Raw genomic sequence first — 15,295 nt, 5'->3', positions numbered from 1 at the left:
CTACGTTTACAGATCCATTGCTTCCTGTGCTGCTTTCTCTTTTCCAGTAGAGTCTTTCCCCTCCAGTATCCTTTTCTGCTGTCCCTGTTCCAGGTAGGAGACAAGCTTTTCTTTTAGGAACTTGGGATTATCTCCGGATTGGATAGAAATCACTCCTTCTATGATCAGCTGTTTATACAGGACCTCTTCCTCGTTTCGTATCCGCAACTTTTTAGCAATCGGGGAAAAAACGAGGCTGGCCAGCACACAACCGTAGAATGTTGTTATCATGGCCACAGCCATATTTTTTCCCATGTCGTTGGAACCGCCTGCGTCCATATTCATTGATTTAAGCATGTTTATAAGTCCTATGAGTGTCCCGATGAGGCCAAAAGAAGGGGAGTAGGCCGCCGCTTTGTCATACAGCACCGTATTCTCTTCATGGCGGTCGGACATCATATCCACCTGGGTTTCCAGCAGCTCCCTAACCTTCTCCGTGTCCATGGCATCCACAATCAGCAGGACACTCTGCTTAAAGAAAGGGTCCTTCAGTTCATTCGCCCGGTCTTCTAGTGCCAGCAGTCCGTTTCTTCTGGCAAACTGAGCCAGATCCACCATTTCTTCTATGATTTTTGCCGGATTGTTTTTCCCCTGCAACAAAATTTTAAAGTGCTTGGGAACATTTTTCAGGATACGCAACGGAAAACTTGCAACAACTGCCGCTACCGTTCCACCGACTACAATCAGGGCACTGGGTGTATCCAGGAAATTTCCGATTTTATCCATCCCTATGCCATAAACAACTAAAATAATGCCCGCTACTAATCCGATAATACTTGTAAAATCCATTTTCAGGCCTCCCTGATGCCGTTTTTCCATGCACGTTAAATCATATTTCGTGACATATCCCTTACCGCCGCCGCATATTCCTTCGTTTTTTCAATTATTTCCCTGATGCTTTCCTGCACAATGTAGAACTTCCCGTTCATCATGATGATTTTCGATTCCGGGATGACCTCTATGCATTCAATCTGTGCACTGTTTATGACGATTTCCTGATTATTCAGTCTGGTTAACCGGATCATTCTCTTCCCCCTGCTGCGCTTTCAATAACTATCGTTTCATGTTAACGAGCTGCTCCAGCATTTCATCGGAAACCGTGATGATCTTTGAATTGGCCTGGAATCCCCTCTGGGTTGTGATCATTTCGGAGAATTCCTTTGCCAGGTCCACGTTGGCCTGCTCCAGATACCCGCTCTTGATGCGCCCCAGGGCTCCGCCATTTGTGAGGTTTCCGGTTACATCCCCTGCATTGTCTCCGATGGAGTAATAGTAGCCGGAGGTTTTCTCAAGGCCATTTGGGTTCTCCACCGCCGCCAGGGCAATCTGCCCGATTACAATGGTTCGGTTGGTATCCTTATCCACGCCCAGAAGGGTTCCGTCCGCACTGATGGAATAGCTCTGGATGTCATAGGAAGTTTTTCCCACCGGGTCTCCATCCGCCGGGACGTAGTCCGGTATGCAGATGGGAGAAATCGTATCCGCAAGCTCCCCCTCTGTTCCACTAGACCCCACCGTTCCTGACTGGGCCCCGTACACGTAGTATCCGGAACTATCCACAAGATATCCGTTATTGTCTGTAGAGAAAATCCCGACTCTGGATAAGTACAGGCCAGAGGCAGAAAGGTCGCCCGTGGAAATGTCTATCTGGGCCGAGTTCATGGGGCCCACGATAAAGAACCCGGTTCCATCGATCATGCAGTCCAGAGGACTGTCTGATGTAGCCATGGCCCCAGAGGTGAAGGATGTAGTGACGGACCCGGTGGCGGTTCCATATCCAAGCTGGGAAGCGTTTGTCCCTCCCATGCCTCCCGTTTCCCCGTCTCCGCCAGTGGATGCATTGATGGTCTGATAAACCGCATCCTTGAAGGAATAGGTAGCGGCCTTATACCCCCATGTATTTACGTTTGAAATATTATTGGCGATTACGTCCATTTTCTGCTGATGTGACCTCAATCCGGACACGCCGGAAAACATTGATTTAACCATTTTAAAGATTCCCCCTTCTTTTTTTTGCCATTTCCCCCTCTGCCAGTCGGGCAGAAGGGCAAGCCTCCATAAATGGTCCGGCTATATAATTACGGCGCTGTCGATGTTGGTAAAGATATTATCTTTCATTTCCTCTCTGTCCATGGCTGTGACCACCACGTTGTTGGGCACATTTACGATGAATGCTCCCGAATCCCCAATCACCGCTACGTCTCTGGCACCCTTGCTCCTTGCCTTCTCCACCGCACCGCTGAGATTCCACAGGAGCGAATCCGTAATTTCCATCCCCCTCTGTTCCACCCTCTGAGCAGCATGTCTGGAGAACTGCAGACCGCTTGCCTCATCCAGCTTCCCCTTCAGGATATCAGCAAAATTCTGTCCAGCTCTGTTTGTAGCGATTTCCCGCTGCAGCTGTCCTGCGCTGTTTACCGGGTTGATGTTTCTAATCATTTGTATTTCCCACCACCATTATTTTTGACAGGCTATATGCTGTGCCGTTTACATACACACAGGGTTCGTTATTGTATACCCCTGCTCCCGTTACAATCCCTTTGACCGGCACATCCAGGACATTGTCCTGTGAAATGGTAATCTCTTTCCCAATCATGGATGATGCATACGTCAGCGTGGTCATCCTGACGATACTGTCCATCTGCTCCGTCATGGTTTCCATGGCCGTTACCGATGACACCTGGGTCAGCTGGTTCATCATCTCCGAGTTATCCATGGGGCTTGACATATCCTGGTATTTCAGCTGTGCCGAAAATAGCTGCAGGAAGTCTTCCATACCCAGTCCTCCGGTTTTTTTTGCTCCCCCTTCGTCCTTTACACTGCCCGGCTTGATTGCTCCCAGATAATTCCCAATCGAATTCAAATCCAATTCTGTTTACCTCCTTTTATCCATGGTATCCGCTGCCGGTTATAAGCCCCAGCCGCAGCTGCTGCAGGAAATCCATGGTATTTTCTTTTTCCTGCTCCTTTTTGGAATCGGGCTCTGGATGCCTCCCCCTCTGCCCCTGGTGCCGGCCCTCCTGGTCCAGGTAGTTTGGATCATTTCCTTTCTCCACGAAAATCGTGGTAGGCGTACCCAGGTTCTGCTCGATGATGCCTCCGATATCTTTTGCGTTCTGCACCAGAAGCTCCATGGTTTTTTTATCCTCACAGACAATGGATATGTTGGTTCCATCCTGCCCATAGCTGACCTTGATGGAAACCTTCCCGAGATTTTCCGGATACATCTGGATTTCAAAGGCCTTTTCCATCCCGGTAATCTTTTCTACGATGGTATCAATGATGGGATCTGACCCTTTAGCAGGTATCGGTTGCTTCAACTCCTCTATTTTAATAGGTTGTGCCTGTGCGATTTCCCTCGCCGGTTCCGACCTCACGGATGCCGCCGCCATTTCGCCGCCTGTCTCTTCCGCGGTTACCTGTTCTGACCGGGGCAAAGCCTCATCCAAAACCCTGATTGCTGGTGCCGTATCAGCCGCTGAGGCTGAGGAAGCTGCGGGAACGGTTTCCATTTGCATGCTCTTCCCGCCAGGAATTTCCGGCATCGGTGCCCGATCGCCTCCCGACTCCTCATTTGGGATATTGACCTGCCCGATTTTTTTTAAAGGCTTCTGGATGGATTTTTGCACCGGGACAGGCTCTGTCGCGATTTGCGCTATACCGGGGTTGACCGTACCCTCCGGTTTTTCCACCCTTGTCTCCGGCTTCATGGCAGCAATCGCGGTCATCATTTCCTGGGTCATCAGGCCCACCGCCAATTCCGGCATGATATCCGGCTTTTCTTCCTGCTCCGGCATCTGTACTTCCGCTTCCCCAGAATCTTCGATAATGGAAAGCGGTACAGCCGCAGCGCCCGAACGGGCATTCCCTTCTGTTCCCAGAGCCTGCAGGAGTTCCTTGAATCCAGCCGGCAGAAGGATATCAGCATCCTCTGGATTCTTGCTGACCGATACGTTTGTGCCAGTTACCGGAACAGCGCTTGTCATGTTTACCAATTCTTCTCCTCCTTTCTTTCTGAAATATCTATGATAATCTGTCTGACAGAATTATCCCTGTGCTGGCTTCAGGCGCGCATTGGAAACAAATTCTTCCATGAATATCTCTTCTTTTTTCCTGACTTCCTTCAAATACTGTTCCAACTTCTTCTCCCGCAGCCTGCCTATAGAGGCAGTCTCCTTATTGGCTTCGATGACTAGTCTACGTTTTTCCTGTTCTTGCGCCTTTAGGATTTCCAGCTCCTTTGCGGCCATTTCGATCCTGCGGTCCAATACCTGCAGATACGCCTCCGTGGAACGCATCTCCATAATAGTCGCTCCATTTTTCTTGTTTTCATTAAATCGGGTGGCGTTCTCCCAGTGCCGGTCCTTCAGCTCTTTCAGTTCCTGCTCTGTTTTTGACACCCGGGCAAGCGTACGCGCGTGCTCGTTTTTGAGGCTGTCCAACACCTGTTCCTTAAACCGCAACACCGAATCCAATGAAAAATGAAATTTCTTCATATTCTTCTTTTACCGCCTTTACTGTTTTACGATTTCTTCTAGTTTATTCAGAATCTCCTCATAAGAATGGCTTTCTTCTATCTCCTGTTTCAGGAAGGCATTGACACTGTCGATTTTCTGGATGGCATAATCCAGCCTGGGATTGGTTCCCGCTTTGTAGGCGCCTATGGAAATCAGGTCCTCATTCTTTTCGTAGATACTGAGGATGTCCCTGAGCCTGGCTGCCAGATCCCTGTGCTCGTCCGATACGATATTGGTCATCAGTCGGGAAATGCTGCCCGTGATGTCGATAGCCGGAAAATGATTTTCATTGGCCAGTTTGCGGCTGAGGACGATATGGCCGTCCAAAATGCCCCGGACCGTATCTGCCACAGGCTCGTTGGTGTCATCCCCTTCCACCAAAACCGTATATACACCGGTTATGGATCCCTTCTCAAATTTACCGCTCCGTTCCAGAAGCTTGGGAAATTCGGCATAAATAGAAGGGGTGTAGCCTCTGGCCACCGGCGGTTCCCCTGTGGCCAGCCCGATTTCCCGCTGCGCCATGGCAAACCGTGTCAGGGAATCCATCATCAGGAGGACATCCTTCCCTTGATCTTTGAAATATTCTGCGATGGTGGTGGCCACCAGAGGACATTTCATCCGGAGCATGGCCGGCTGGTCCGATGTGGCTACCACCAGAACGGATCGTTTCATTCCTTCGGGACCCAGATCCTTTTCTATGAATTCCCGGACTTCCCGTCCACGCTCCCCTACCAGTGCAATCACATTGATGTCCGATTTGACATTTCTGGCAATCATGCCAAGAAGGGTGCTCTTTCCCACGCCGCTGCCGGCGAATATGCCGATACGCTGGCCCTTCCCCACGCTGTTCAGTCCATCGATGGCGTTCACCCCAAAATCAAGGCGCTCGTCGATGGGTGGTCTGGTCAGGGGATTGATGTAGGGATTCTCCACATAATAATAGGCTGGGGATTCAAAAGGCCCTCCTTCATCCATGGGCCTTCCCAGAGCGTCAATGACTCTTCCCCGCAGGAACTCTCCCACTGGTATTTTGAGGCGGTTGCGGGTGTTGCGGACAAAGCTTCCTGAGGCTATGCCGTTCATATTCTCATAGGCCATCAGCTGGATCTTGTCGTCCCTAAAGCCCACCACTTCCACGGGAATCTGCTTCTTCCGGTCCTCATTGTAAATCATGGCGATATCCCCGATACTGGCTCGCCCACCGGAAGACTCAATCGCCATTCCGACGATGTTTTCAATTTTTCCGATGTGGCTTTTTGTCTCTGATTTCAGTATCAGCTCAGGCAAATCCTTTAGCATATCCCTCTCCCGCTATAATCTTGCATTATTCAGAATGTCCCGTATATTCTCAAGCTGGGTATTCACGCTGGCATCAATGATTTCCTCCGGAAGCTCGATGATGCAGGTGCCTTCTTCTTCCCCGTCCATGGCAATAATCTTGATGTTGTCGGACAATTTCCCCAGTTCTCGTATCAGGGCTGCGTCGCCCTTCACTATACGGTCCGAGTCGCTGTCCGATATATATATTTTCGCCCATTGGGATTTCTTCAATTTGTCCGCTGCGGATATGATCATCCTCTTGATGATTTCTTCGCTTGCGCTCAGGCTGGTCTTAATGATTTTTTCCGCTATCGAAACGGAGATGTTTTTCAGGTCATTCAGATGGGTCTCCATCATTAGGGCCTTTTTGTTCTCCATATCCTCGATGGCCCGGGCTATCTCTTCCTCTAGCCGGTTCGTGTCTTCCCGCAGCTTTTTGGCATGTTCCTCATAGGCTTCCTGCCGGCCCTGTTCATATCCGGATTTGTGCCCTTCCCGGGCAGCCGTTTCATAGGCATCTGAACGGATTTTTTCGCTCTCAGCCCTGGCCTCCTCCAGAATCTGCCCGGCCTTCTCCCTGGCCTCCAGAAGCACGATTTCTGACTCGGAACAGTCCGATCCGGACAATTCCTCCGGCTGCACCCGGGTCAGTTCCTCTCCGAACTGCAGGTAGAACTGGTAGGGTCTCACCCCTTCATCCTTCATATTCCTAGCCAATGATTTCTTCCTTTCCTCCTTTGTTGATGATCAGTTCGCCTTCCTCTTCCAGCCGTCTGATGGTATTGACGATTTTCTGCTGCGCCTCTTCCACATCCCTCAGACGGACATTGACAGTGACTTCCAGGTCTGCCTGTATGGTCTCTGCCATACGGGCAGACATGTTGGCGAAGAACATACCGGATACCTGCTCGTTTGCGTTCTTGAGTGCATAAACGATATCTTTCGGATCGCATTCCCGGATAAACCTCTGGATGGATCTGTCATCCATGGCAATGATATCTTCAAATACGAACATCTTCTTGCGGATGGTATCCGTAAGTTCCGCATCCTTGCGGCCCAGCTCATCAAAAATCAGCTTTTCATTGCTTCTGTCCATTCGGTTCATGACATCTGCAATGTAGTCTATTCCGCCGATGGTGGTGTAATCCGTAGTGAGGATGGAGGAGAATTTCCTTTTCAGCTGCTCTTCCACGATTTTTATGGCTTCCGGGGAAGCGCTCTCCATCCGGGCGATGCATTCCACTACCTGAAGCCTCTTCGCCCGTGGCAGCTCCTCAATCAGTGATGCCGTCATTTCCGGATCCGTGTAGGCCAGGACCAGGGCTATCGTCTGTGCCCTTTCATGCTGCAGCACGAGGAACAGGCTTTTCACGTCATTCTTGCGAATAAATCCGAAGGACTTGGTTTTTAAGGACTTCGTCACCTTGTCCAGGAGGGTAGATGCCTGGGATTCTCCAAAGGCTTTTTCCAGAACGGTCCGGGCATATTCAAGCCCCCCGTCGGTCACCACCTTCTGGGTCAGGCAGGTCTTATAGAACTCGTCCAGCACGCCTTCCGTTTCGTCTGCCTCCAGGTGCCCCAGCCTGGCCACCTCCAGCGTCAGCTTTTCCACATCCGCCTTGTCCATGAATTTATATATCTGGGACGCCTTGTCCACCCCCAACGAAACGACAACCGCCGCCGCTTTCTGTCCTGGGGTCAGGCCTCGTAAGCTACTCATACCGATCACCTTCATTCAGCCAGTTTTTCAGCAATTGAGCGGAAATCTCCGGATTCTGCTCCGAGAAATTCCGGATGCTTTTCTTCAGCTCCATTCCATGCTCATTCTGCAGGTTGATGACTTCCTCGTTTTGTTCCCTCTTCTTGGGAGGGGGTGCGGCGGATGGATTTTCCGCCATCGGGGCCTTCCTGCTCTTTTTCTTCTTCTTTTTCAGGCCAAGAAGGACTGCAGCAATGATTATGATCAGAGCCACGCCGCTAATCATCAGTATATACTGGCGTTCCAGCTTGCTGACTGGAAGGATTTCCTGCGCTGCTTTTTCCTCTTCAAAGAAAGGAGCGGACGCCAGGGCTATTTTCTCTTCATAGTCCGAAGCCGCAATTCCTGCTGCGTTTCCAACCAAAGCACGCAATTCCCCCTCATCCAGGCTTTTGAAATCCTCTCCGTTGATTGCCACGGAAATGGTCAGATTCTCCAGCACGCCCGGGCTGACGGTCCCCTGCTGCCGGATCTGGTTTACCAGATACTCCTTTGTGTAGGTTTCGGAATTGACCCCACTTCCGGTGCTCCCTCCGCCTGTGGTGTACCCCGGTACATCCGTATTGCTGTCTGTCCCGGCGGCCCCTCCATCTGTGGTGCTCCCTCCGGAACCGTCCCGGGATCCGCTTTCGTTGGAAACGATGCCGCTCTTGTCCTCTTCCCCTGTCTTTTCCGGGGTGCTGTACGCTATGGACTCCGTTACCACCTGGTCCATGTTTATGGCCGCTTTCACGGAAATCCGGACATTCCCGGCCCCGTAAAATGGCGTAAGGACATTCATGACATTCAGTGTCACCTGATCCTCCAGGAGCCTGGCCAGTTCCGCCCCATCGCTTGCAATGCCGGCGGCATTTTCCGTAGAGTCCGCGGATACCTCTATTCCATTTCCGTCAAAGACGGAAACGTTTTCAAAATCCAGCCCCTCCACACTTCTGGCTATGAGCCGCTGAATGGCGGAGGCCTGCTCCTTCGTGGGGGATCCCCCGTTCTTCATGATGACCGTGGCGCTGGCTCCTGCCTTGCTCTTGTCCTCATCGGTCAGGGCATATTTTTCCTGTTCTCCCAGAGCGATTGTGACCTTGGCATCCTTTACTCCGTCAAAGAGCCGGATGGTGGCGCCGATCCGGTCCTGGAGTTCATACAACTTATAGGTTCTCTTATCCGAATCCGTGGTCATCAGGCTTGCATTTTCCGTAAACACATTATAGGTGAAGCCGCTGGTCGGATACCCCTGGTACACAAGTTCCGCCATGGTTTGATCCAGCACATCCTCTTTAACCAGAAAATCGCCGTTCTTGTACTGAAAATCCGTTCCGGAGCTTTTCAGAATGGAAATGATTTCCGAAGCCTCTCCTTCGCTTACGTCCGCAAACATCACCTGATAGGGACTGTTGTTCAGGATGGCTGCCAGAACGACTGCAAACACGATGACTGCGCCAACCACGATTCCAATAATCATTTTTGTCTTTTTACTGGTTTTATTGGCAAACTGTTTCAGCCAGTCCAATACATCTTTTACTTTTTCCATACTGGATTCACTGCGTCCTCCCTGAAATAAATGCTATATCATTTATATATTAATATTTATGATTTCGTTGTATGACTCCAAGGCCTTATTCCGCAGCTGCACCAACAGGTCTATCGAAAGCTGGGCTTTGGCCGCCGCAATGGGGACTGCATGGGCATCTTCGATCTGCCCTGTAGCCAGCAGGTATTCCTGACCAGCCAGCTCTTGTTCCGACTCGGCGACGCCCTTAATAGCGCTCTGGAAAATCCCCTTGAAATGGGAATCCCCCTCCGCCTTTTCCACTGCGGAAGCCGGGTTCCATCCTGGGGTGGAATTCACCGGAATAATCGGCGTGATAAATGATTCATTCATGATTTATAACCCCTTTCTGCTAACCCTTAATAACCGTCCTGAGACGGCTGATGTCATTGTTGACTGAATCCAGCATATACTGATACTGAAGAGCAGTCCGGGAAAGCTCCACGCTTTCCATATCCATATCTACGTTATTCTCGTCCAATCTGTCCGACGTTGACGTAGTATTCAATTTTGTTTTAGCATTACTGATAGTTTCCCTGATCTGGGAGGAATCGTTTGACTTTACAGCTGTTTCCAGCTGCTTTTGAAATTCTTTTTCAAATGAAACAACTTGTTTTTTATATCCCGGGGTATCCACATTGGCGATATTATTCAATGTCACCTGCTGCTTCTGCCAGAGATAATCCAAGGATTTTTCCGACATGGAAATGGAATTTCCAAAAATAGAATTCATTTTTCTTCTCCTTATTCTGTGTACAAAGCTGTGTAGATTTGCTCGTATCCCGTAAAATCCCCATAAAAAATAGGCATCAAAGGGTGCCCATACGAAACAAACATAAATTTTATGCCTTTTCATTCGTGGCGGTCTGACGATCCTGGCAGTAAAACTGCTGTAGACTCATGGCTTTGCGTCACCTTCTTTCGAAAGGTTTTGCCTTTTTCAATTCAATTGAATATTGCTTGTTGTTAATCAGAATATGATGATTATGGCAGAAAAACAATCATAAAAATGAGTATAGACGTTATTTTTGTGATTGTCAACGTTAAACAAGCGCATTTTATGATTTTTTTGTATTATTTTATGTTTTTTTTCAGGTATAACTATTAACTTTCTCTTCTGCGTGCCGACATAGACTATGCGAATTAATTTTTTTGTCAATTTTTATGTAAATCCCACATAGTGCGGCAGAACCACAATATTTGAAATTCGGAGTGCAGACAGACATGAGAAAAGTCCCATTAAACAAACTGAAGCCGGATATGTACCTGGCAAGACCCGTATTTTACAAGAACATGCTAATGCTCAACCGTGGTGTACATAATCTGGATAAATACATACGCACCCTCCGAAACATGGGTGTCAGCAGCCTTTATGTCGAAGATGGCTTAAGCGAAGGTATCGAGGTGACGGAACTCCTTTCCGAAAAGACCATCCATAAGTGCCGGAATATCCTCCACAATATTTTTGACAACTTCCGGAAAACAGGGAACGTAGACTCTACCAACCTCCTTCATTCCTCCAATATCATCCTGGATGAACTGATTTCCAGGGAAGATGTGCTGGTCAGTCTGGATAGCATTGGAACAACGGATGCCAATACCCTTTCCCACTCATTGAACGTGGCCATCTATTCTCTGATACTCGGGACCCAGCTGGGTCTCTCTCGGGAGAGGCTCCTCCTGCTTTCAGAAAGCGCAATGCTCCATGACATCGGCAAGACGGTGCTGGACCAGGATATCCTGTTTAAGCCGGGCCAGTTGAGCGAGACAGAATTCAACTATGTGAAATCCCATACCGTCCTGGGCTATGACATCCTCAAGGAAAACCCCGTCATGTCCGCCATCACCAGAAACGTAGCCCTCTATCACCACGAACGTCTGGACGGCAGCGGCTACCCCGAGGGTATCCTGGATGATGGTATCCACAACTTCGCCCGCATCGTGGCCATCGCCGACATATACGATGCCCTGACCATGGACCGCTGCTACCGCAAGGCCGTTTCCGCCAGCGAAGCCGTTTCCATCCTGCTCCAGGATGCCGGCACCAAGCTGGACACCAGCCTGGTGGACATCTTCATTACCCAGCTGGCCATCTATCCCAACGGCACCTTGGTGCGCCTCTCAGACGGGCGCTCCGGAATCGTCAGTTCCCAGAACTCCTCCCTGCCCTTCCAGCCGGTCATCCGGATTCTCCAGGAAGCAGGGGAAACGGAGACGGAGCCTTACGAAGTGAACCTGGCCCAGGAAACGGACGTTACGATCCTGGATGAAATGGCAGAGTTATAATTTTATTTTTCCAATCCCTTAATATTTTTCCAATCCCTCCGATAATACCTTTGAAAGGCATTCGGGGGGATTTTCCTTTCCGGCCAAGTCGACAGCCGGAAGCAGCCTGAGGTCTCTACCAGACCACGAACTGCCCATGCCGCACCAACAGGAACAAGGATGTTCCTGCAACCACTCAATTTCAAGGAGGAAATAACACATGAGAATTCAACACAACATTACAGCACTGAACGCAAACAGACAGCTGGCATCCAACAACACTTCCGTATCCAAAAACCTGGAGAAATTATCATCCGGTTTCCGGATCAACCGCGCAGGCGATGATGCCGCCGGTCTTGCCATCTCAGAAAAAATGAGGGCACAGATTTCCGGTCTGGACACAGCAAAGAGCAACGCGGAAGACGGCATCTCCCTGGTACAGACCGCGGAAGGCGCTTTGACCGAAGTACACAGCATGTTGAACCGTATGGTAGAACTGGCTGACCAGTCCGCCAATGGCACATACAGTGATGCTGTTGACCGCGATAATCTCCAGAACGAGCTTAATTCCCTGCGAACAGAAGTCAACCGCATTTCTGAGGGAACCAACTTTAACGGAATTGCGCTTCTGGACGGTACTATGAGCACAAAAGCAGTTACAGCTGCAGCAGTAGCAGCCAACGCAACAGGTACAACTGGAACAGTAGCTGTATCTGTAAGCGCTGATAACGCCGGCGCAGCCATGAACGATAAGGATATTACTTTTGCCACTGGAGCTGAAGGAGTCGTTGTTGATGGTGCAACTGGAGATGTCGCCGTCACCCTCGTAGCCGGAAAAGCCTATACAGAAGATGATATAAATACTCTTCTATCCGAGCAAGGTGCAGGCATGTCCTTGACACTTTCAGGAGCCACCACTGGAACTGATATGGCCGTTGCTGGCACACTTACTCTCGCCAACGGAGCTAATGAAGTATCCACACTTACTGAGGGATTAACCCTCCAGATTGGCGATACCTCTGATAGTTTCAATCAACTGACCGTATCCGTAGGTGCAATGGATGCAACAGGACTGGGAATCAATGCTATCAACATCAGCACACAGGCCGGTGCACAGGATGCTATCGAAGACATCAAGGCCGCTATCAACACCGTCTCTTCTACACGTGGCGATTTGGGAGCCACCCAGAACCGTCTGGAGCACACCATCAACAACTTAAGCGTAACTTCCGAGAACATGAGCTCCGCCGAGAGCCGTATCCGCGACGTGGACATGGCCAAAGAAATGATGGAATTCACCAAGAACAACATCCTCTCCCAGGCTTCCCAGTCCATGCTTGCGCAGGCAAACCAGCTTCCACAGGGAGTTCTCCAGTTATTGCAGTAATATCAAAAGCAGTTGTTTTGGAAGGTGTCCGAAAGGGCACCTTCTTTTTTTCATGCCTTCTATTATCTTTGGGGGCATTTATCCGATAATTAAAACAGAGATAATTCACTTGAAAGGAAAGACTCTGCTTGCTAGATAATTGTTCGAAATGCAGCCTCTATAATTTAGACAACCAGTTCATCTGTGACGCCCAGGTCATATCTGTAAACGAAGAAAAGGCCTCCCTGGCCCTGCTGGATGATTATTCCGAGCAGCTGTCCACGGAGGTCCAGGTGACGTTTTATGATTCAATCGACGGACTGATTACCTATCTTTGCACCCTGTACAGCTACAAGGAAGTGGTGCATCCCCATTACCGCAGTTATTTTTCCGTAAACTGCCGGTTTGAGGAGGAGAGGGGTGTCATCCAGAGAAGACGGGACATTAAGGTGAAGACGGATTTCAAGATAGACATATCCACGAAAGATGCAGATTTCCATAACATTACCCTGGAGGGCTGCGTCCGGGACATCAGCGCCGGAGGATTGTTCTTTATTGCCAAGGAAGAGCTGGTTGTGGGGAACGAATTTTCCTTTCCGTTTCAGAAAGGCTCCGTTCCCCTGCTTCTGGAGGGCATCATCCTGCGCCGCCAGAAGGTGCCCTTTCAGGACAGGACCGGCTACGGCTGCCGGTTCATCCGGCTTTCCGTAGCCAAGGAGGCCGTCATCCGGGAATTCGTATTCCGGGAGCAGATCCACCAGAAGAACGCCTGACTTTAGCCTCTTCTCATTTCCCTTCCGGGGCGAACTGGAGGAAGTAGGCATAGATATCCACCACGGTCTGATACAGTTCCTGGGGAATCTCCGATCCGGCTTCCAGCTGGGAGAGGACCGTGGCCAGGGAATTGTCCTCATAGACCGGCACTCCGTTCTGTCCGGCCATCTCCACGATTTTCTCCGCCATATACCCGCTCCCGCAGGCCACGATTACCGGCGCTGCACTCCGGCCTTCCTCATACCGGAGTGCAGCCGCTTTTTTATTTAAGACCTTATTAAACTCTGACATTTACGGAATTCCTCCTTTCCAGAAGCTTGGGAAATACTTCCTGCAGCTGCAGGGGTTTTCGGCTTACATCCAGGCTCAGGGAACGGGCTTCTATGCTGTTTCCGGCAAGGATTGCTCCCACTCCGGTTTCAATCATCTTCCGGGAGGAGGCAAGCTTCTCTGGATAGAACAGCTGGACATCTGCCTTCCCATCCTGGTAAAATAAAACCAGGTCAAAATATCCCACGTCTTTTATATCGAATTTTACCAGGAGCCTGATTTTCCGATCCCGGGCCAGCACGTTGCCCGTATCCTCCGCGTCCGGGTCGATCCACAGCTCCGAGAAGAGCTGTTTTCCTTCCAGCTCCATGGGAGCCATCAGATGGAGGAGGGGCATGTACACGCTTTCATTCAGCAGCAGAGCCTGCAGCACGTCCTCAAAGGCCTGCTTGTTTTCCAGACCCGCCTCTCCCGAAAGCCCCCTTTGCAGGACGTTCAGGAAATTCTGTACTCGTTCATTTTTCCCGGCCTCCCTGTCAAAGTCCATCTTTGCCAGACCCTCCATCAGGGCGTCTGGATCCACTCCCTTGAAGCGCCGTGCAAAGGCCTGGTAGCCCAGCAGCTTCTTGAAGGCATGGGACACACCCTGGGAATCCCCGTTTTCATACCGGGCTGTATTGTAGGCTAGCAGGCTGATGGCATCCCGCACCCGGCCCATGTCATGGGTTTTTCTTATATAGCGGGACAAAAAGGGGAGGATTTCATTTTTCAGCATCCGGACATTCTCCCCCGTCCCCTCCGGTCCAGCCGGATACACCAGGCGACCGGCCATGCCCTTCAGCTGCTCCCGATCCGGACTGAGCATATGCCTTTCGATGTCGCTCAGGTTCTCCTGTATGCTGTTCTGGATGTGCTTGCCGGAGGCCATGTCCCCATAGCGTCGGACAAAATCCAGTATGCGGGTCTTCAGCTCGATGGAGGATGTTTCGTTCATGACCTGGCGGAGCAGTCCGAAGAAAGCTCCCCGGTAGCGGACGCTTCCCTCTGCCTGGCTCTTTAAAAGCTCCGTGGCCTCCCCTTCGGTCATCTTCAGGCTTTCCATGTATTTGGCAATATCTCCAGCAAAGGCGTCCCCCATCCCGGCTTCCACCAGGCCAGCCAGGCCGCCGAAAAGCATCCGGGCAAATACCTTCGTCAGCTGGGGAGATGCGTTCAGCATCTGGGTAAAGGTCTCGTAATTGGAGTCATAATTCAACCCCGGTCCAGCCCCCTGCCCTCCCTTGGCATCGTTATCTCCTGCGGGGCCGGCCACCCTGGATGGATCCGTATAGCTGCGCAGATCCGGACTTACTGTTGTATACGGATTGTTTTTTATGTTATTATCATAACCGGGTATTGCGCTGCTCACATTCAAAACATTTGACATTTTCCCACCT

General features: G+C 50.4%; 18 protein-coding genes and 1 riboswitch. Of the genes, 3 read left to right on the top strand and 15 right to left on the bottom strand.

The window, feature by feature from the left end; genetic code table 11:
- Window positions 1-6: 6 nt before the first annotated feature.
- From BUA79_RS08485 to flgB, 13 genes are all read right to left on the bottom strand, one after another.
- Window positions 7-828 carry a motility protein A gene (locus BUA79_RS08485; protein WP_073994006.1) on the bottom strand — a complete coding sequence of 274 codons (822 nt, stop codon included), beginning with the start codon at window positions 826-828 and terminating at the stop codon, window positions 7-9.
- A gap of 35 nt (window positions 829-863) precedes the next feature.
- Window positions 864-1,064: a flagellar FlbD family protein gene (locus BUA79_RS08480; RefSeq protein ID WP_073994005.1), complete on the bottom strand. Its 201-nt coding sequence runs from the start codon at window positions 1,062-1,064 to the stop codon at window positions 864-866.
- A gap of 28 nt (window positions 1,065-1,092) precedes the next feature.
- Window positions 1,093-2,028 carry a flagellar hook-basal body protein gene (locus BUA79_RS08475; RefSeq protein WP_073994004.1) on the bottom strand — a complete coding sequence of 312 codons (936 nt, stop codon included), beginning with the start codon at window positions 2,026-2,028 and terminating at the stop codon, window positions 1,093-1,095.
- Between the two features lie 81 nt (window positions 2,029-2,109).
- Window positions 2,110-2,478, bottom strand: a complete 369-nt coding sequence (locus tag BUA79_RS08470; RefSeq protein ID WP_073994003.1) for a TIGR02530 family flagellar biosynthesis protein — start codon at window positions 2,476-2,478, stop codon at window positions 2,110-2,112.
- On the bottom strand, window positions 2,471-2,908 hold the full coding sequence (locus tag BUA79_RS08465; protein ID WP_073994002.1) for a flagellar hook assembly protein FlgD: 438 nt from the start codon (window positions 2,906-2,908) through the stop codon (window positions 2,471-2,473). Before BUA79_RS08465 ends, BUA79_RS08470 begins: the two co-directional genes overlap by 8 nt.
- A gap of 16 nt (window positions 2,909-2,924) precedes the next feature.
- Window positions 2,925-4,034, bottom strand: coding sequence for a flagellar hook-length control protein FliK (locus BUA79_RS08460; RefSeq protein WP_073994001.1), 1,110 nt, complete (start codon window positions 4,032-4,034; stop codon window positions 2,925-2,927).
- Window positions 4,035-4,085: 51 nt separating this feature from the next.
- Window positions 4,086-4,535: a flagellar export protein FliJ gene (gene fliJ / locus BUA79_RS08455; protein WP_073994000.1), complete on the bottom strand. Its 450-nt coding sequence runs from the start codon at window positions 4,533-4,535 to the stop codon at window positions 4,086-4,088.
- Between the two features lie 18 nt (window positions 4,536-4,553).
- Complete coding sequence (gene fliI / locus BUA79_RS08450) at window positions 4,554-5,858, bottom strand: flagellar protein export ATPase FliI (RefSeq protein WP_073993999.1); 1,305 nt, start codon at window positions 5,856-5,858, stop codon at window positions 4,554-4,556.
- A gap of 12 nt (window positions 5,859-5,870) precedes the next feature.
- Window positions 5,871-6,596, bottom strand: a complete 726-nt coding sequence (locus BUA79_RS08445; protein WP_073993998.1) for a FliH/SctL family protein — start codon at window positions 6,594-6,596, stop codon at window positions 5,871-5,873.
- A complete protein-coding gene (gene fliG, locus BUA79_RS08440) occupies window positions 6,589-7,599 on the bottom strand; it encodes a flagellar motor switch protein FliG (RefSeq protein ID WP_094757386.1) in 1,011 nt (336 codons plus the stop codon). The genes BUA79_RS08445 and fliG overlap by 8 nt, the downstream gene beginning before the upstream one ends.
- Window positions 7,592-9,166, bottom strand: coding sequence for a flagellar M-ring protein FliF C-terminal domain-containing protein (locus BUA79_RS08435; RefSeq protein ID WP_073993996.1), 1,575 nt, complete (start codon window positions 9,164-9,166; stop codon window positions 7,592-7,594). The genes fliG and BUA79_RS08435 overlap by 8 nt, the downstream gene beginning before the upstream one ends.
- A 42-nt stretch (window positions 9,167-9,208) precedes the next feature.
- A complete protein-coding gene (gene fliE / locus BUA79_RS08430; RefSeq protein ID WP_073993995.1) occupies window positions 9,209-9,517 on the bottom strand; it encodes a flagellar hook-basal body complex protein FliE in 309 nt (102 codons plus the stop codon).
- Between the two features lie 19 nt (window positions 9,518-9,536).
- On the bottom strand, window positions 9,537-9,917 hold the full coding sequence (gene flgB, locus BUA79_RS08425) for a flagellar basal body rod protein FlgB (RefSeq protein WP_073993994.1): 381 nt from the start codon (window positions 9,915-9,917) through the stop codon (window positions 9,537-9,539).
- 124 nt (window positions 9,918-10,041) lie between these two features.
- A riboswitch (cyclic di-GMP riboswitch) is annotated at window positions 10,042-10,130 on the bottom strand.
- A 278-nt stretch (window positions 10,131-10,408) separates the two neighbouring features.
- Here flgB and BUA79_RS08420 point away from each other — a divergent pair.
- The 3 genes from BUA79_RS08420 to BUA79_RS08410 all read left to right on the top strand — a co-directional run bounded on the left by BUA79_RS08420 (window position 10,409) and on the right by BUA79_RS08410 (window position 13,588).
- Window positions 10,409-11,470, top strand: a complete 1,062-nt coding sequence (locus BUA79_RS08420) for an HD-GYP domain-containing protein (protein ID WP_073993993.1) — start codon at window positions 10,409-10,411, stop codon at window positions 11,468-11,470.
- Window positions 11,471-11,669: 199 nt separating this feature from the next.
- Window positions 11,670-12,836 (top strand): flagellin N-terminal helical domain-containing protein, encoded by a 1,167-nt coding sequence (locus tag BUA79_RS08415; RefSeq protein ID WP_073993992.1) that lies wholly within the window; start codon window positions 11,670-11,672, stop codon window positions 12,834-12,836.
- A 128-nt stretch (window positions 12,837-12,964) separates the two neighbouring features.
- Window positions 12,965-13,588 carry a PilZ domain-containing protein gene (locus tag BUA79_RS08410; RefSeq protein ID WP_073993991.1) on the top strand — a complete coding sequence of 208 codons (624 nt, stop codon included), beginning with the start codon at window positions 12,965-12,967 and terminating at the stop codon, window positions 13,586-13,588.
- A 13-nt stretch (window positions 13,589-13,601) separates the two neighbouring features.
- On the opposite strand, the gene BUA79_RS08405 is transcribed toward BUA79_RS08410, so the two are convergent.
- Window positions 13,602-13,880: an EscU/YscU/HrcU family type III secretion system export apparatus switch protein gene (locus BUA79_RS08405; protein ID WP_073993990.1), complete on the bottom strand. Its 279-nt coding sequence runs from the start codon at window positions 13,878-13,880 to the stop codon at window positions 13,602-13,604.
- A complete protein-coding gene (locus BUA79_RS08400; protein ID WP_073993989.1) occupies window positions 13,867-15,285 on the bottom strand; it encodes a hypothetical protein in 1,419 nt (472 codons plus the stop codon). The genes BUA79_RS08405 and BUA79_RS08400 overlap by 14 nt, the downstream gene beginning before the upstream one ends.
- Window positions 15,286-15,295 lie beyond the last annotated feature (10 nt).

The organism is Parasporobacterium paucivorans DSM 15970 (assembly GCF_900141895.1).
Taxonomy (GTDB): domain Bacteria; phylum Bacillota; class Clostridia; order Lachnospirales; family Lachnospiraceae; genus Parasporobacterium; species Parasporobacterium paucivorans.
The sequence above is the reverse complement of the archived record's forward strand: the minus strand, read 5'-3'. Positions and strand labels throughout refer to the sequence as shown.